The following is a 17,609-nucleotide window of genomic DNA, read 5'->3' as shown; positions in this document are numbered from 1 at the left end:
ATTATAGCACTAAAATGGACAAATCCTTTATTGTTCATTTTAATTTATCCTGTTCATTTTGTTCATTTATGATGTTAATAAAACATTTTACATATAGGCTTCGGGGTCTATCAATAAAAAGCACATAGCAGGTAATTATAAATTGTATAATTACCTGCTATGTGCTTTTTATTAAATGCTTATTTATTCACTACATTCTGGGGGCGCCCGGCTAAAAAGGCCTGGATATTGTCTATTACGGTTGTTAATAACCGTTGCCGGGCCGCCTGCGTTGCCCAGGCAATATGAGGTGTAATAAGGCTATTCTTGGCAGTAAGAAGGGGGTTATCCGCAGCCGGTGGCTCTGTAGACAACACATCCAGCGCAGCACCGGCAATGTACCCCTCATTAAGTGCTGCCGCCAGATCCTGTTCCCGGATCAATGGTCCTCTGCTGGTATTTATAAGGAAGGCTCTTTTTTTCATGGTGGATAATAACGCCAGGTTTACAAACTCCCTGTTTTGTTCATTTAAAGGACAATGCAGGGTAACAATATCTGCCTCCCGGAAACAATCTTCCAGCGAAACAAATGTTACCCCTTCCATCCTGTCCCGTTCAGGATGCCTGTGAGAAGCTATTACTTTCATCCCAAAAGCAAGTGCAATACGGGCTACCGCCTGCCCTATCTGCCCCAGCCCCACTATACCCAATATCTTACCCGCTAATTCATGCAAAGGCATTTTCCAATAACTGAAATCCTGACTATTACTCCACTCTCCTGCACGTGCACTTTGCGCATGCAATCCTACATGATTACATAATTCCAGCAGAAGGGCAAAGGTAAGCTGCGCCACCGACGGCGTACTGTAAGCCGGAACATTGGTTACCGGAATCTTCCGGGCACTGGCGCCTGGCAGGTGCACCACATTATATCCCGTGGCCATCACCCCAATATACTCCAGGTGAGGCAGCTGCTCAATAGCCGCCGCACTTATGATGGCTTTATTAGTAAGCAGAATAGCTGCATCCTTAGCCCGTTCTATTACCGCTGCTTCACTGGTACGGTCATACACGGTTACCTCCCCCAACATTTTCAAGGGCCCCCAGTCCAGATCACCCGGATTTAATGCATAGCCATCCAGTACAACTATCTTTTTCATATAGTCTTATGTTTTATATCAGAATACTAATTTAGGGAAGATTTTTTCTTCCTCTAGCTATGATTAGCCTGCTATTATAAAAAAACGCAGGAATATTGCTATCCTGCGTTTTCTCAATATCAGATATCTGTTAATGACCTTATTATTCTTCCATCATTTCCATTACTATCTTCACAATATCCTCTGTGTTAGGCTTAGAGAAATAATCTCCATCAGAACCATAGGCCGGGCGATGTGCCTGAGCAGTTAAGGTGCGTGGAGCTACATCTAGCCAACGATATCCCCCCTGCACTTCCATTACCTGCTGGAACATGTATGCTGAGGCTCCCCCAGGTACGTCTTCATCTATAAACAGGATCCGGTTGGTTTTCTTCAGCGATGCAATAATACTTTCATGGATATCAAATGGCAGCAATGTTTGTACATCTATCAACTCGCAGGAAATACCAATTTCCTGTAAGGTGCCCATAGCTTCCTCAATGATACGAAGCATAGAACCATATGAAACCAGCGTAATATCCGTACCCTCATGCAGTACTTCTGCTACACCCAGTGGCACAGTAAACTCACTAAGATTAGTAGGAAGCTTTTCTTTAAGACGGTATCCATTCAGTGATTCAATTACAATAGCCGGCTCATTTGCTGTCAAAAGGGTATTATACATACCGGCAGCCTGCACCATATTACGGGGTACACACACATGCATGCCCCTTAATGAGTTAATGATCATTCCCATAGGAGAGCCGGAATGCCATACACCTTCCAGACGATGCCCACGGGTACGCACAATAATAGGACAATGTTGTATACCGCGAGTACGGTATTGTAAAGAGGCTACATCATCACTCAATGGCTGTAAACCATACAGCAGGTAATCCAGGTACTGAATTTCTGCGATAGGCCTTAATCCACGCATGGCCATACCTATGCCCTGCCCCATAATGGTTAGTTCCCGTATACCCGTATCAGATATACGCAATTTGCCATGCTTCTGTTGCAAACCTGCAAATCCCTGGTTTACATCTCCAATCTTTCCTACATCTTCCCCAAAAGCAAACACACGGGGATTATTGACAAACAACTGATCAAAGTATTTATTCAACACTTCATATCCGTTGATCATGTGCGCCTCTTCCTCATATGCGGCAGGTACCACTGCTACATTCAACGCAGAGTTAACTCCTGTAGCATGCAGGTAAGTGTTGTAGTTTTCTTTTTCCAGTTGTATCTGCTGATCATAATATTGCTGCAGCTCCTGCAATGCGGGCAGATGCAGCCATCTTTTGTGTTTGAACAGAATGGTAGCTGCCGCTTTCAGAATATCACGCCGCTGTGGTTCCCGGTTAGCACTCAACTCCTGCAACAAATGATTTACCAGCTCACTATTTATCTCTGGAATTGCAGCTACAGCCTTCCCGAGCGCGATAAATGCCTGTACCTTTTGTTTGATGGGAGTAATGAATTTTTCCCAGGCAGCTTTACGTGCCTGCTGGGCAGTTACTTTCGCTTCTGCCTCCACCTTTAATAAGGTCTCTTCATCTACCAGCGCATTTTCCAGCAGCCATTGGCGCATTTTAAGATTGCAATCGTATTCTCTTTCCCATGCCAGTCTTTCTTTGCTTTTATAGCGTTCATGAGACCCACTGGTAGAATGTCCCTGAGGCTGCGTCATTTCTTCCACATGAAATAAAGCAGGCGTATGCGTTTCACGCACCTTACGGATACCTGCTTCAAACACTTCACACATACCAGCGTAATCCCATCCTTTCACATTATAAATATCAAAGCCATTGGAATCTTCCGTTTTACGGAATCCTTCCAATGCTGCACTGATAGAACCCTTTGTAGTCTGATATTTACGGGGTACAGAAATCCCATACCCGTCGTCCCAGACAAATACGGCCAAGGGTACCTGTAGCACTCCGGCAGCATTCATTGTCTCCCAGAAATGTCCTTCAGACGTAGAAGCATCACCGATAGTAGCAAAGCAAACTTCATTACCATGATTTGATAAATTGCTGAACTGTTGCAGATCAGCTACCTGCCGGAACATTTTAGAAGCATATGCCAGTCCTACCGCCCGGGGCATCTGCGAAGCAGTGGGTGCCATATCGGCCGCCATGTTTTTTATCTGGGTAAGGTCCAGCCAGTTCCCATTCTCATCCAGATTAGGCGTAGCAAAATGGGAATTCATCTGCCTACCGGCAGAAAATGGATCATGTTCCAGATCCGGATCCGCATATAATTGCGAGAAGAACTGCTCCGGAGTACATACGCCACTGGCAAAAGCAATGGTCTGGTCGCGATAGTAGCCCGAACGGAAATCACCAGGCTGGAAATACTTGGACATTGCAATCTGCGCCACTTCTTTCCCATCCCCAAATATTCCAAATTTGGCCTTGCCTGTTAATACCTCTTTACGGGCCAGGAGACTAACCTCCCTGCTTTCGCAGGCCAACCTGTAGTCATGTAATACTTCCTTGCGGAATTCCTCGAATGACAACCGGCTTTCCATATTCATAGCTAGTTCGTTATTTTCTATCATGCCTCTTGGTTAAAGTGCAAAAGTAAGGTTAATTATACAGTTGAAAAACGCCTGATAATCCGGTATTTAAAATAAATTGATTTTTTTTAATAAGATTTTAATAATTTGTAAGGTAAGAAATACTTTTTGGCTGTAAATTTGTACTAAGAAAAAAGGAAATCTTTTTTTTAACCGGTCGATATAAAACCATTATATGAACATGAAAAAACTAATCTTATCCCTATTTGCAAGCATGCTGTTAACTACAGCTTTATTTGCACAGGCTCAAACTGGTTCCGGTACTGCTAATCCGGCTGATGCTAAAGTGAAGTTTGTAAAGGAAACTATTGATTTTGGAAAAACTGAACTGAACAAGGCAGTAACAATAGACTTTGAATTTACCAACATCTCTAAAGAACCCGTTTTGATTGAAACTGCCCGGGCCAGCTGTGGTTGTACCACCCCTAAATGGACGCTGGAACCTATTTTACCTGGTAAAAAAGGGAAAGTAACTGCTTCTTACAGCGCTAATGGCGTAGGTCAGCAGAACAAAACCATCTGGGTTAAATTTAAAGGCATAGATCAGGACAAGGAATTGCACCTGACTGGTACTGTTACCGCGGGCAGTAAATAATTAATAATTTAATTACTACCGGCCTCCTGCGTACCGATTGTTGAAGAGTGAATGCGTGCAAACAGGAGAATTATGCCTTCATCATACTGCTAAAAATAGCAAAAAGCCTTACAGTATACAGCTGTAAGGTTTTTTTTGCCCCATTATTAATAATAGCACAAAATTTACTATGGATAAATGCGATTCAAATAATAGGCAAGCCATTTGTCCTTTCCTGCAATTCGCTGCACCTCAAAATCCCCTACCTTTGCATCGCTAAAAGAATTGAAGAATTATGCCTACCATTAGCCTGAGAGGACAGCTGATGCCTCCTTCTCCTATCAGAAAATTAGTACCGTTTTCAGAAGCTGCTAAAAAAAGAGGGGTACATGTATACCACCTTAACATTGGCCAGCCGGATATTGAAACGCCCAAACCTATACTGGATGCAGTACGGCATGCGGATTTCAAAATACTGGAATATAGCCACAGTGCAGGCAATGAAAGCTACCGCCGGAAACTAGTAACTTATTACGAAAGGTTTGGAATCTCCCTTACCCCACAACAGATTATTGTAACCACCGGAGGCTCCGAAGCTATTGTTTTTGCATTCATGGCCTGCCTGGATCCGGGGGATGAAGTGATTATTCCGGAACCTTTTTATGCTAACTATAATGGCTTTGCCGTAGAAGCAGAAATAAGCATAAAAACGATTACTTCCAGCATTGAAAGCGGTTTCGCTTTACCTGCCATGGAAGCGTTTGAAAAAGCGATTACTCCTAAAACCAAAGCCATCCTGATCTGTAATCCGAATAACCCCACAGGATACCTATATAGTAAAGCGGAAATGGAAGTATTAAGACAATTATGCCTTAAACATAATCTGTTCCTGTTCTCTGATGAAGCTTACCGCGAATTCTGTTACAGCGGTACCCATTTTTCAGCAATGAATCTGGAAAATATGGAAGAGCATGTGATTTTAATGGATACTATTTCCAAACGATATAGTGCCTGTGGAGGCCGTATCGGTGCTTTTGTCACCAAAAATCAGGTGGTACTGGATGCTGCAATGAAGTTTGCACAAGCCCGGTTAAGTCCCCCATCCTTTGCTCAGATAGCAGGTGAAGCTGCAGTAGACTTGCCAGGTGATTATTTTAATGGTATTAAAGCAGAATATCTGAGTCGTCGTGATCTGTTGGTAAAATTAATGAATGAAATACCAGGAGTGTTTTGCCCCAACCCCGGTGGAGCATTTTATGCTATGGCCAGATTGCCCATAGATGATAGTGACAAATTTTGTCAGTGGATGCTTGAATCATTTGAATATGAACAGCAAACCGTGATGATGGCACCAGGTACCGGCTTTTATGCTACTGCCGGATTGGGAAAAAATGAAGTAAGATTAGCTTATGTACTTAATCTTAAAGATATAGCCAGTGCCATGACTTGTTTAAAGAAGGCATTGGAAGTTTATCCTGGCCGCACTACAGCTTAATTTATCTCCTACTCCTGCTGTATGGAAGAATATTTTTCCATACAGCAGGAGTTATTTTCGGAATCGTTCCCGGTAATATTTTAACAAAACCAGCCAATATAGCCCCATTAACAAGTATTTCAAGTAATTGAAAGAAAGACTATATGTATTATATAAAATAATATATAATTAATTTTAAGAAAAATGTACATTATTTAACATCACACCTTGCATTTTTAATAATTTGTATTGTATCTTTGATCTATAATTAACAGTTAAGATTAAAATATTCAAATAATAATATTTACAATACGATTAAAAGCAACCTGTTCATTGTTTAGCAAAAATTTAACCTACATTATTTTTGTAAACATAAAATTGGTCCGAACTTTGAATTATAGATGTACAGATCACAGAATTATCAATGATCTGTAAAAAAAGAGAAGACTAACTAAAACGTTTTAGCTAAATATCGTATTTTTGTATCAGTTTTTCATAACGTGGAATTTATAAAGGCAAACGGCTCCGATCACGGAGCCGTATTTTTTTGCTCATAACTTACTCATTTTGTTATAGTTATAATAACCACCTCGCTCTCCTGCCCTTTGTTTCCTTTAGTAAACTCCTATCATTAGCCAGATCGCTTGTTTGATAAACGCTGCAATATCTAAAATAAAAACGGCCCCGAAAACCGGCGCCGCTTCTGCTTTATTTTAACAGGCAAATATGTGAAAAATGGCTTGATCTATAAAACAATCCTATTATTTCATATTCGCTTTAATCATGTTGAAAAAATCATCAAATAAATAACGGGAATCATGTGGACCCGGAGTAGATTCCGGATGGTACTGTACAGAAAATGCGGGCTTATTCTTTACCCGGATTCCCTCTACTGAATTATCATTCAGATTAATGTGCGTTACTTCCACATGCTCACTGGCTTTTACAGCTTCCTGATCCACCGCAAAACCATGATTCTGGGTAGTGATCTCACATTTTCCAGTCAGCAGATTCTTTACCGGATGATTCAAACCCCTATGCCCATGGTGCATTTTATGCGTAGGAATACCATTAGCTAATGCCAATAACTGATGACCTAAACAAATACCAAACATAGGTTTGTTGGCATCCAGTATTTTCTTCACAGTATCCACAGCATACTTAAGCGGAGCCGGATCACCAGGGCCATTAGATACGAAATAAGCGTGGGGCTTAAATTTTTCGCACTCTTCAAAAGACGTTGCTGTAGGGAACACCTGAAGATAAGCTCTGTCAGACAAACATTTCAGCATATTACGTTTAACCCCATTATCCAGCACCGCAATACGGATCTCCGAAGCCGGATCACCCAGGTTGTACACTTCCTTGGTAGACACCTCTGCACATAACGCCAGCCCTTCCATGGAAGGTACTTTTGCTAATGTTGCTTTCAGTTGCGCCACGTCTGTAATTTCAGACGAAATAATACAATTCATCGCACCTTTACTACGAATATGCGACACTAATGCACGTGTATCAACATCATATATAGCTACCAGATCATTATCAGTTAAAAACTTTTCCAACGACTCATCTGCCATCTTTCTGGAATAGTTATAAGCAATGTTCTTACAGATCAGTGCACTGATTTTTACAGCACTACTTTCTACATCCTCCTTTTTAGTACCGTAGTTACCTGTATAACAGTTGTTCATAATAAGCACCTGTCCTTTATAGGAAGGGTCAGTAAACACTTCCTGGTAACCTGTCATACCGGTATTAAAACACAATTCTCCGGCAGCAGTACCGATTTTACCGAAAGCTTTTCCATGAAAAATAGTGCCGTCGTCTAACAGCAGTATAGCAGGTGGGATGGTTCTAGTCTGAGGCATTTTCTGGTATCTGTTTCTGTTTTATTTTATTCTAAAAAAAACCTTCAAGGGGGTATAACGCCCTGAAGGTTCGGATAAAAAACCGTGCAAAGGTATGAAATCAATTATGAATTATAAATGCTTTTTTTGGAGATTATCGGAGTCTGATGGATTTCAGTACTCTTATGGCTACTTTTTCACCTATCTTATCATCTTCCCGGTAAGTAATGCTCACCAACCAACGATGCGGGCCTTTCACTATAATCAGATTCCTGAATGCCAGCCGGATGGCATCTTTATACAAATATTCCCCTTCCATTAAAAGCCCTGGATTCCCTGCCTGCAACGCAGGACATGATTTATACTCCAATGCTGATACCCCAGAGGTAGACTTTATTTCATTCAAAACTCCTCCGGCCGCTTCTTCCAGGCTATTAGACACATGCTTCCAATAGCTGTACATATTTACTTCTATCCTAAACCCACTATTATCCGAACTACTGTAGCATTTCACATATTCAGCCCGCTCCGCAAGGTCTGCAGGCAGGGTATGATCATTGATGCGTAAATGCAGCGGACTGCTGATTTCAAGCGCCTGACGGCCAATAACAACTGTTTCCCAGGAGGTATACAACCACGACTGTGGGGCACTCGAATAAAATAAGGTCAAAACAGCCCGTTTGCCAAAAAGTGTCCCTCCGGTTATTAATAAGATAATGACTAATGCACTGGCTATTAACCACTTATTTCCTTTATGCCTTTTCCATTGATTGGTGATCCATCCCGCTTCATTGTGCTCCTCCTCTTGCTCCTTTTCTACTATCATGCGCAGATATGTTTCAAAATCCTGTCCGGGATACTGTTGCTGCCACTCCACAAAGCTACCTGTCAGCTTTTTGGCGCAATGCCCGCAAAACGTCAGGTAAACAGATTTTACTGCATTCTGATGCCCACAGCTGTTACACTTAAGGTAGTTCATAGGGATAGGTAGGTTTAAATGGCAGTTGGGATTTTCAAGACTCTATATTACGAAATTTTTGAATTTAATTGCATAAAAAAGGACAAAGCAATTGCTTTGTCCTTTCTGATATTTTACTGAAAAACTATTCAGCTGACTTTTCTTCTGCTTTAGGAGCAGCAGCTTCTTCAGTTTTAGCTGCTTCTGCCTCTTTCTTCTTAGCTCCACCGGCACGACGGGTTTTCTTAGCAGCAGCTTTTTCTGTTGCTTTACCGTAGATTTCGTTGAAGTCTACCAGTTCTATCATTGCTACTTCCGCGTTATCTCCAAAACGTTTACCCAACTTAATGATGCGGGTATAACCACCTGGGCGGGTTGCAATTTTTTCACTGATGCTGCCAAACAATTCCTTGATAGCTTCTTTATCCTGCAGGTAGCTGAACACTGTTCTACGATTGTGTGTAGAATCCACTTTAGCTCTGGTCAACATTGGCTCTACATAAACACGCAGGGATTTAGCCTTTGCGAGTGTAGTAGTAATACGTTTGTGACTGATCAATTCACAAGCCAGGTTAGACAACAGGCTTTTACGGTGTGCAGATGTTCTGCTTAACTTATTAAATTTCTTTCCGTGACGCATGACATTTGTTTTTTATTCCGCTGTACCGTGTCAGGAATTACAGCGTACTTGTTAAAAGCAATTAGCTTTTAGCGATGGCTGCCAGCTAAACGCTAACTGCAGATTGCTAAAAGCTAATTTATTATTCTTCTTCTAATTTCAGTTTGCTCAGGTCCATACCGAAGTGTAAACCTCTCTCGCCCAACACCTGTTCGATCTCGCTCAGTGATTTCTGCCCAAAGTTTCTAAACTTCATCAGCTCTTCCTGCTCGTATTGTACCAGTTCACTCAGTGAATTGATCTTAGCAGCTTTCAGACAGTTAAATGCACGTACGCTCAGATCCAGATCTTCCAATGGTGTTTTCAGGATCTTACGCAGCTGCAGGGTTTGCTCATCCACTACATCTTCTTTTTCAGTATCCTTTGTATCAAAGCTGATGTTTTCATCAGTAATGATCATCAAATGCTGGATAAGAATGCGGGAAGCTTGCTTCACAGCTTCTTCCGGATGAATAGTACCGTCTGTTATCACTTCCATGATCAGCTTCTCGTAGTCGGTCTTTTGTTCCACACGGGTATTTTCGATGCTATATTTTACGTTTTTGATAGGCGTAAAAATAGAATCTATCGCGATGTAGCCAAATACGGCATCTTTGGGTTTATTCTCTTCTGCCGGAACATAACCACGACCTTTACCGATAGTCAGCTCTATATCCAGTTTAGCAGAAGGGTCCAATGTGCAAATCAGCAATTCCGGGTTCATGATCTGGAAAGCAGAAGTTGCTTTTTCAATCATATCTGCACGAAACTCTGTTTTACCCTTAATGGAAAGTTGGATCTTCTCATTCGTTACGTCAGTTTCAGAGATTTTCTTAAAACGTACCTGCTTCAAACTTAAGATGATTTCAGTAACGTCTTCAGTAACCCCTTTCAAAGTGGCGAACTCATGGTCAGCTCCTTCTATTTTTATTCCCACAATGGCATAGCCCTCCAAAGAAGACAACAGTACGCGACGCAGCGCATTACCTACTGTTACAGCATAACCTGGTTCTAATGGACGGAATTCGAATTGAGCTTCAAAGTCAGTAGACTTCTGCAAAACGATCTTATCAGGTTTCTGGAAATTTAAAATTGCCATTGATATGATAGGTTTATTAGTTTACGTATAAAATTAGTCCATGGACCAAAGGCCATGGACCATGGACTAAAAATTATTACTTAGAGTACAATTCCACGATCAGTTGTTCCTTAATGTTTTCAGGAACGCTTTCTCTCTCAGGATATGAAATGAATACACCTTTCATTTCCTTTTCATTCCAATCCAACCAGTTAAATTTAGGATTTTTTCCACGAATTACGCTAGTCAGTGCGGTATTGTTCGATGTTTTATTTTTCAGACCCACTACGTCTCCTGGCTTCAGCTGGTAAGATGGTGTATTTACCACTTCACCATTTACAGTAACGTGTTTGTGAGATACCAGCTGACGTGCAGCAGGACGGGAAGGTGCGATACCTAAGCGGAATACGGTATTGTCCAGACGTGCTTCCAGCAATTTGATCAATACTTCACCGGTAACACCCTTTCTGCGGGTAGCTTCCTCAAACAGGTTGTGGAACTGGCGCTCCAGCAAACCGTAAGTGTACTTTGCTTTTTGCTTTTCTTTCAGCTGTAAAGCGTATTCACCTAATTGTTTGCGTTTACGGTTACCACCGTGCTGGCCCGGAGGGTTACTGTTTTTCCCTAAATACTTCCCATTACCTAAGATGGGTTCGCCAAAAATTCTGCAAATTCTGGTCTTTGGTCCTGTGTACCTTGCCATGTTTTAATACTTTAGATTTTTTAGTTACGGTGTATGCTCTTCAAAAAATCTGAAAACCTGATCATACACCCACTATGTTAAAAACGAAAATTCCGGAAGTCAGTAACCGGATGCCGCAATAATAATTGTAGCATCCGATTACCGACTTTCGAATATAAATATTCCTACACTCTTCTTTTCTTAGGAGGACGGCAGCCGTTGTGAGGTAAAGGCGTAACGTCTTTAATCATGCTCACTTCGATACCGGAGTTAGCAATTGCACGGATAGCGCTCTCACGTCCAGCTCCTGGTCCTTTTACAAACACATCTGCTCTTTTCAAGCCAGCGTCCATTGCAACTTTAGCAGCATCCTGTGCAGCCAGCTGTGCAGCATACGGAGTATTCTTCTTAGAACCTCTGAAGCCCATCTTACCAGCAGATGACCAGGAAATAACCTGACCATGTTTGTTAGTGATGCTTACAATGATGTTGTTAAAGCTAGCGGAGATGTGTACATCGCCGTAGTTATCAACTTTTACTACCCTCTTTTTACTAGCAGCAGTTTTTGTGTTGGTTGCTTTTGCCATAATTCTTAAAATTCCAAAAATGAAATTCCAAATCCCTATTTATTATATAATAAACTCCTTAAGCTATTGGAATCCCGGACTTGGAATGTGGGATCCCAACAGGGGATTTAATTCCTATTTCTTAGGTGCTTTCTTCTTACCAGCAACTGTCTTACGTTTACCTTTACGTGTACGGCTGTTGGTACGTGTACGCTGGCCTCTCAGCGGTAATCCCTTCCTGTGACGTAATCCACGGTAGCAAGCAATATCCAGCAAACGCTTGATATTCATTTGTACTTCGGAACGTAACTGACCCTCTACCTTAAACTCAGCGTTGATCACATTACGAATCGCACCTTGCTCATCGTCATTCCAATCTTTCACTTTTTTATTCAAGTCTATTTCCGCCTTTGTTAGAATATATTGGGCGGTAGAACGGCCTATACCAAAGATATAGGTGAGGCCTATTTCTCCTCTTTTATTTTTAGGAAGATCTATACCGGCTATACGTGCCATATTTTAATTTTAGATTTTACGATTTACTATAATGCTATTCCGAAATGGTCGAAACCTGCATTGAATTATCCCTGACGTTGTTTAAACCGAGGATTCTTTTTGTTGATTACCAACAAAACACCTTTCCTGCGTACAATTTTACAGTCTACACTTCTTTTTTTGATTGCAGCTCTTACTTTCATGATTATATATTGTTGTAAGGTTATTATAAATTTAAATGATCCGTTTAATGATCTGTACCTTATTTGTATCTGAAAATTATACGGCCCCTTGATAAATCATATGGGCTCATCTCTACTCCTACCTTGTCTCCTGGTAAAATGCGAATATAGTGCATTCTCATTTTTCCAGATATGGTGGCCAAAATCTCGTGCCCATTTTCCAATTTTACACGGAACATAGCGTTCGACAAGGCTTCTAGTATAATTCCATCCTGTTTAATGAGTGCCTGTTTTGCCATAAAAATTTTTAGGACTGCAAAGATAGCATTTATCTTTTGAAATAGAAAAAATTACCAAAATAATTCTGATCTGGCCTTATTTTTTTACAAAAATAAGCCGTATTATACCCGGAATTGCTCAAATATTCAAAAAACAACGCCTGCATAATGACTAATTTGCGCTTAGAGCAGGATTGTTTTTTTCCGCTTCTTCGATTGCTGTAAAAGAGGATAACAGATCCGGCCGGCCTTTTGCCACTGCCACGTTATGCTCAAAATGTACAGAAGGACTGCGGTCTTTTGTTACCACGGTCCAGCCATCTTCCAGGTACTCTACTTCCCGGGTCCGGAGGTTCACCATCGGTTCGATAGCAATAACCAACCCCTCTTTCATCACCGGGCCACTCCCTCTTTTGCCGTAATTAGGCACCTGCGGGTCTTCATGTAAATGTTTACCCAATCCATGCCCTACCAGCTCTCTTACTACCCCATATCCCCGTTCTTTCTCTGCATATTCCTGTATGGCGTATGCTATATCTCCAATGCGGTTACCAACAACCGCCTTTTCAATCCCTTTATATAACGCGGCTTTGGTAGCAGTGAGTAAGCGTTGTACATTTTCCGGCACTGTACCTATTGCAAAAGTGTAGGCACTATCCCCATGGTATCCGTTCAAATAGACACCTACGTCTACAGAAACGATATCCCCATCCTTAATCACATAATCGGTTGGTATCCCATGTACTACTGCTTCGTTTACTGAAATACAGCAGGCATTGGGGAATCCGTTATAATTTTTAAAAGAAGGCGTCGCACCATTATCCCGAATGAACTGTTCTGCCAGTGCATCCACTTCCAGGATGGTCATACCCGGTTTAATTGCTTTCGCTACCTCTGCCAGGGTTGCACTCACCAGCAACGCGCTTTTGCGCATTAATTCTATTTCGTCCTTACTCTTATAGTGAATCATGATACTTTCAATAAACTAAGCCGGTTACCTGCCTGAGCAAACAACTATTGCTGATTTCCGTCCTGCAGCCGGAAAAAAATTAAGCCAGCGGAAACATAAAAATCCGACACCCCAGGAAAACTCCCGTGTTTGACTTTATGCTTCCGTGGCTATATCGTTCTTACCTTTAACAGGCAACTTACCTACACATTTGCGGGGGCTGTTCTGCCCTTGATCCGGCCAGTGCTCATCAAACCATCGTAATGGCGCATCAGCAGCTGACTTTCAATTTGTTGTAAGGTATCTAATATAACCCCTACCATGATCAGCAGGGAGGTACCTCCAAAGAAGGAAGCAAAGTTACTGTTTATGGTGGCTGCTGCCGCTAAACCCGGCATAATACCTACCAATGCCAGGAAAAAGGCACCAGGTAAAGTAATACGATCCATTACTGCTCCAATATAATCCGCAGTGGCTTTACCAGGCTTAACACCTGGGATAAACCCGTTGTTCCGCTTCATCTCATCCGCCATTTGATTGGGGTTGAAGATCAGTGCAGTGTAGAAGTAAGTGAATACCACTACCAGTATTGCATAAATTACATTGTACCAGCCATTGGTATGGTCACTGAATATACGTACGAAACCGGAAGCACTTTCTGAAGAAGTAGCAAAACCAATCGCAGTAGCAGGTATAAACATAATGGCCTGGGCAAAGATGATAGGCATTACACCCGCTGCATTCACCTTCAGGGGAATGAACTGGCGTACTCCACCATATTGCTTATTACCAACAATACGTTTCGCGTAGTTTACCGGAATCTTACGGGTACCCTGTACCAGCAAAATAAGTCCTACCGTGATAAGTATAAATACCGCTATTTCAATCAGGAATACCAGTATGCTACCGGTTGTTGCCCTGGAGGTAAACTCCTGCAGCAACGCCTGTGGCAAACGGGCAAGGATACCTACCATGATAATGATGGAAGTACCATTACCGATACCTTTATCCGTGATCTTTTCACCCAGCCACATTACAAACAAGGTACCTGCTGTAAGAATTACTGTAGTGGAAAGCCAGAAGAAGAAGGTTCCATATTCTGCAATGATAGCACCACCAGACTGATTACGCAGGTAAGCCACATAAGCGCTGGCCTGGAAAGCAGTCACTACCACAGTGAGTAAACGGGTATACTGCGTGATTTTTTTTCTGCCGCTTTCACCTTCCTTCTGTAATTTCTGGAAGTAGGGTACCGCAATCGTTAACAACTGAATGGCAATAGACGCAGAGATGTAAGGCATGATGCCCAATGCGAATATTGACGCCCTAGAAAACGATCCACCTGCAAACATATTGAACAATCCCAGGATACCCTGATTAGATTTCTCAGAGAAGTTGTCCAACAAATTCGCATCAATGCCGGGTAATACGATATAGGATCCTACGCGGTAAATGAGGATCAGAAGCAAAGTAGTTAAGATGCGGTTACGCAAATCTTCAATGCTCCAAATATTCTTAATCGTGTCGATAAATTTCTTCACAGGAAGATAAAGGTTTAATAGCGCTATTAAATATGAAAAGACGCACTACTCCGTAGGCGTCTCCTCAGTCGTAAAGTCTTATACCAGTTCTACTGATCCACCTGCTGTTTCGATGGCCTGCTTTGCTTTTTCACTGATCGCGTTCACTTTTACAGTAACCTTAGCTTTCAGTTCTCCCTGGCCCAGAATCTTAACTTTTGCAGTTCTATTGACCAGGCCATTCATATATAAGTTCTCAAGGCTAAACTCCTGCAGACCATATTTTTCAACCAGGTGATCCAGTTGACCCAGATTAAATACCTGGTATTCAACACGGTTATTATTTTTAAAACCGCGTTTAGGTAAGCGGCGCTGAATTGGCATCTGACCACCTTCATGTCCTCTTTTGCTGCTATAACCAGCGCGGGACTGACCACCTTTATTACCTTTAGTAGAGGTACCACCTTTACCGGAGGCTTCACCGCGACCGAGGCGCTTTTCTTTATGTACGGAACCTTGTGCAGGTTGTAATGAATGCAGATTCATAGTTCAATTTTTTTTACTTACGCGGAAATTAACCGCTCGCTTTTAAATATAATGTGTAATTCCTAAAGTACCGGCGGCAAATATAAGAAATTTAACAGATAACTACACCGCAGTGTATTAAGCGTTAACTTCTTCTACTTTTACCAGGTGATTCACTTTAGTCACCATACCCAACACCTGAGGAGTAGCCTCAACTTCTACAGAAGCGTTCATTTTCTTCAGCCCCAGTGCTTTCAAGGTCAGTTTCTGCCTTTCAGGACGGTCAATACCACTTTTTACTTGAGTGATCTTAATCTTTGCCATGTGTATAAATTTACAGCTGGCAGTTCACAGTTTACAAAGCTGGCTTATGCCAACTGCTCACTGAAGACTGCAAACTTCTAATTATCCGTTAAATACTTTCTTCAGAGATACGCTTCTGGTTTTAGCTACGCTGATAGGCTCACGCAACAGACCTAAGGCTTTAAACGTAGCTTTTACCACGTTGTGAGGATTAGCAGAACCTAATGATTTTGCCAATACATCCGTAAGACCTGCACTTTCCAATACAGCACGCATAGAACCACCTGCAAGTACACCGGTACCATGAGCGGCTGGTTTGATCAATACCTTGGCAGCACCTTCTTTTGCAAACTGATCATGAGGAATAGTACCATGCATGATCGGAATCTGGATCAGGTTCTTTTTAGCATCGTCAATACCTTTAGTGATAGCTTGCTGTACTTCCTTCGCTTTACCTAAACCATGACCTACCACGCCGTTTTCATTACCTACAACCACTAAAGCGGAGAAACTGAATGTACGACCGCCTTTGGTAGTTTTGGTAACACGGTTGATGGCCACCACTTTTTCTTTCAACTCCAGGTCACCGGCCTTTACTTTATTGAATGAATTCTTTGCCATTTTATTTATTAAGAATTACAATTTCAGATTATTTGTTTAAATGTTCCCTTGTCCGGAAAATCCGGATGTTGGAATTAGAACTGGAGGCCACCCTCTCTCGCTCCGTCTGCCAGGCTTTTTACGCGGCCATGATATAAATATCCGCCTCTGTCAAAAACACACTCAGCGATGCCTAATGCTTTTGCTTTAACTGCTACTGCATTACCTGCCAGCTTGGATTTTTCTGATTTATTACCTGCCTGTGCCTTGATATCTTTATCTCTGGTAGATGCAGATGCCAAAGTTACGCCATTGGTATCATCAATCAGCTGCACATAGATATCGCTGTTGCTGCGAAATACAGATAATCTTGGCTTTTGTGGAGTTCCTGCAACCTTTTTACGGATGCGGAAGCGGATTTTCTGTCTCCTATTAAGTATTGTGCTCATTTCTTGTTTATTTAGTTCACCCGATGCTGCCGGGCGATTTTAACGTTTTAGTTTAAGCAACCTGTTGCCTGTAGTATTCAGGCAACAGGTAACTATAATTATTTACCAGCTGACTTACCAGCTTTCTTACGTACCACTTCATCGCTGTAACGAACACCTTTACCTTTGTAAGGCTCTGGTTTACGCAGGCTGCGCAGTTTTGCGGCTACCTGACCCAGCAGTTGATTGTCAATACCTTCCAGCATAATCTTAGGGTTCTGACCTTTTTCAGTTAAGGTAGCTACCTTCAGTTCCTTAGGTACTTCAAAGATGATATTGTGAGAATAACCTAATGCCAGATCCAGCAATTGGCCCTGGTTAGTAGCTTTATAACCTACCCCTACCAGTTCCAGTTGTTTTTTGAACCCATCAGTTACACCAATAACCATGTTAGACAGCAATGCGCGGTATAAACCGTGTAATGCTTTGTGACGGATCTGCTCAGTTGGACGGATCACAGTCAACACACCATCCTTAACTTCTACCTTCATGTCCCTGTCGATGACTTTCTTCAATTCACCTTTAGGACCTTTTACGGTTACTTCATTAGCCGGAGAAACAGATACTGTAACACCTGTCGCTAACTTGATAGGACTTTTACCTATACGAGACATAACTTTAGTTTAAAGTTGATTATTTGATATCCAGCGTTCCGTGTTCAGCGCCGTATAGAGAGCTTAATTGTCAGACACGCCTTTTTCAGTTGATAAGGCCTGTCTATAAACAG

At 41.9% G+C, this 17,609-nt stretch carries 20 protein-coding genes; 2 read left to right on the top strand and 18 right to left on the bottom strand.

Annotated elements, in window-relative coordinates:
* Nucleotides 1-179: 179 nt before the first annotated feature.
* Together ABR189_RS24550 and ABR189_RS24545 are read right to left on the bottom strand one after the other, a co-directional pair.
* Nucleotides 180-1,139: a D-2-hydroxyacid dehydrogenase gene (locus ABR189_RS24550; RefSeq protein ID WP_354663139.1), complete on the bottom strand. Its 960-nt coding sequence runs from the start codon at nucleotides 1,137-1,139 to the stop codon at nucleotides 180-182.
* Between the two features lie 142 nt (nucleotides 1,140-1,281).
* Nucleotides 1,282-3,684, bottom strand: a complete 2,403-nt coding sequence (locus ABR189_RS24545; RefSeq protein ID WP_354663138.1) for an alpha-ketoacid dehydrogenase subunit alpha/beta — start codon at nucleotides 3,682-3,684, stop codon at nucleotides 1,282-1,284.
* Between the two features lie 199 nt (nucleotides 3,685-3,883).
* Here ABR189_RS24545 and ABR189_RS24540 point away from each other — a divergent pair, with 199 nt between their 5' ends.
* Both ABR189_RS24540 and ABR189_RS24535 read left to right on the top strand, forming a co-directional pair.
* On the top strand, nucleotides 3,884-4,297 hold the full coding sequence (locus ABR189_RS24540; RefSeq protein WP_354663137.1) for a DUF1573 domain-containing protein: 414 nt from the start codon (nucleotides 3,884-3,886) through the stop codon (nucleotides 4,295-4,297).
* Nucleotides 4,298-4,571: 274 nt separating this feature from the next.
* Nucleotides 4,572-5,771: a pyridoxal phosphate-dependent aminotransferase gene (locus tag ABR189_RS24535; RefSeq protein ID WP_354663136.1), complete on the top strand. Its 1,200-nt coding sequence runs from the start codon at nucleotides 4,572-4,574 to the stop codon at nucleotides 5,769-5,771.
* A gap of 740 nt (nucleotides 5,772-6,511) precedes the next feature.
* Here the strand turns inward: ABR189_RS24535 and carA are convergent.
* From carA to rplF, 16 genes are all read right to left on the bottom strand, one after another.
* A complete protein-coding gene (carA, locus tag ABR189_RS24530; RefSeq protein WP_354663135.1) occupies nucleotides 6,512-7,621 on the bottom strand; it encodes a glutamine-hydrolyzing carbamoyl-phosphate synthase small subunit in 1,110 nt (369 codons plus the stop codon).
* A gap of 133 nt (nucleotides 7,622-7,754) precedes the next feature.
* Nucleotides 7,755-8,579, bottom strand: coding sequence for a hypothetical protein (locus ABR189_RS24525; RefSeq protein WP_354663134.1), 825 nt, complete (start codon nucleotides 8,577-8,579; stop codon nucleotides 7,755-7,757).
* A 124-nt stretch (nucleotides 8,580-8,703) separates the two neighbouring features.
* The gene (gene rplQ / locus ABR189_RS24520) at nucleotides 8,704-9,198 is read right to left on the bottom strand and encodes a 50S ribosomal protein L17 (protein ID WP_435575335.1); all 495 of its coding nucleotides are present in this window, start codon (nucleotides 9,196-9,198) and stop codon (nucleotides 8,704-8,706) included.
* Nucleotides 9,199-9,319: 121 nt separating this feature from the next.
* Nucleotides 9,320-10,315 (bottom strand): DNA-directed RNA polymerase subunit alpha, encoded by a 996-nt coding sequence (locus ABR189_RS24515; RefSeq protein WP_354663133.1) that lies wholly within the window; start codon nucleotides 10,313-10,315, stop codon nucleotides 9,320-9,322.
* A 76-nt stretch (nucleotides 10,316-10,391) separates the two neighbouring features.
* Complete coding sequence (rpsD, locus tag ABR189_RS24510) at nucleotides 10,392-10,997, bottom strand: 30S ribosomal protein S4 (protein ID WP_354663132.1); 606 nt, start codon at nucleotides 10,995-10,997, stop codon at nucleotides 10,392-10,394.
* A gap of 164 nt (nucleotides 10,998-11,161) precedes the next feature.
* Nucleotides 11,162-11,563 (bottom strand): 30S ribosomal protein S11, encoded by a 402-nt coding sequence (gene rpsK, locus ABR189_RS24505; RefSeq protein ID WP_354663131.1) that lies wholly within the window; start codon nucleotides 11,561-11,563, stop codon nucleotides 11,162-11,164.
* Nucleotides 11,564-11,677: 114 nt separating this feature from the next.
* Nucleotides 11,678-12,058, bottom strand: coding sequence for a 30S ribosomal protein S13 (rpsM, locus tag ABR189_RS24500; RefSeq protein ID WP_354663130.1), 381 nt, complete (start codon nucleotides 12,056-12,058; stop codon nucleotides 11,678-11,680).
* Between the two features lie 65 nt (nucleotides 12,059-12,123).
* Nucleotides 12,124-12,240: a 50S ribosomal protein L36 gene (gene rpmJ / locus ABR189_RS24495; protein WP_354663129.1), complete on the bottom strand. Its 117-nt coding sequence runs from the start codon at nucleotides 12,238-12,240 to the stop codon at nucleotides 12,124-12,126.
* Between the two features lie 59 nt (nucleotides 12,241-12,299).
* On the bottom strand, nucleotides 12,300-12,518 hold the full coding sequence (gene infA, locus ABR189_RS24490) for a translation initiation factor IF-1 (RefSeq protein ID WP_012789309.1): 219 nt from the start codon (nucleotides 12,516-12,518) through the stop codon (nucleotides 12,300-12,302).
* Between the two features lie 151 nt (nucleotides 12,519-12,669).
* Nucleotides 12,670-13,467 (bottom strand): type I methionyl aminopeptidase, encoded by a 798-nt coding sequence (map, locus tag ABR189_RS24485; RefSeq protein WP_354663128.1) that lies wholly within the window; start codon nucleotides 13,465-13,467, stop codon nucleotides 12,670-12,672.
* A 182-nt stretch (nucleotides 13,468-13,649) separates the two neighbouring features.
* On the bottom strand, nucleotides 13,650-14,987 hold the full coding sequence (gene secY / locus ABR189_RS24480; protein ID WP_354663127.1) for a preprotein translocase subunit SecY: 1,338 nt from the start codon (nucleotides 14,985-14,987) through the stop codon (nucleotides 13,650-13,652).
* A 78-nt stretch (nucleotides 14,988-15,065) separates the two neighbouring features.
* Complete coding sequence (rplO, locus tag ABR189_RS24475) at nucleotides 15,066-15,512, bottom strand: 50S ribosomal protein L15 (RefSeq protein WP_354663126.1); 447 nt, start codon at nucleotides 15,510-15,512, stop codon at nucleotides 15,066-15,068.
* Between the two features lie 117 nt (nucleotides 15,513-15,629).
* Complete coding sequence (rpmD, locus tag ABR189_RS24470) at nucleotides 15,630-15,815, bottom strand: 50S ribosomal protein L30 (protein WP_354663125.1); 186 nt, start codon at nucleotides 15,813-15,815, stop codon at nucleotides 15,630-15,632.
* A gap of 81 nt (nucleotides 15,816-15,896) precedes the next feature.
* Nucleotides 15,897-16,415, bottom strand: a complete 519-nt coding sequence (rpsE, locus tag ABR189_RS24465; protein ID WP_354663124.1) for a 30S ribosomal protein S5 — start codon at nucleotides 16,413-16,415, stop codon at nucleotides 15,897-15,899.
* A gap of 74 nt (nucleotides 16,416-16,489) precedes the next feature.
* Nucleotides 16,490-16,843: a 50S ribosomal protein L18 gene (gene rplR / locus ABR189_RS24460; protein WP_354663123.1), complete on the bottom strand. Its 354-nt coding sequence runs from the start codon at nucleotides 16,841-16,843 to the stop codon at nucleotides 16,490-16,492.
* Between the two features lie 98 nt (nucleotides 16,844-16,941).
* Nucleotides 16,942-17,496: a 50S ribosomal protein L6 gene (rplF, locus tag ABR189_RS24455; protein WP_354663122.1), complete on the bottom strand. Its 555-nt coding sequence runs from the start codon at nucleotides 17,494-17,496 to the stop codon at nucleotides 16,942-16,944.
* Nucleotides 17,497-17,609 lie beyond the last annotated feature (113 nt).

Origin of the sequence: Chitinophaga sp. H8 (genome assembly GCF_040567655.1) — a bacterium.
Lineage (GTDB): Bacteria > Bacteroidota > Bacteroidia > Chitinophagales > Chitinophagaceae > Chitinophaga > Chitinophaga defluvii.
The sequence above is the reverse complement of the archived record's forward strand: the minus strand, read 5'-3'. Positions and strand labels throughout refer to the sequence as shown.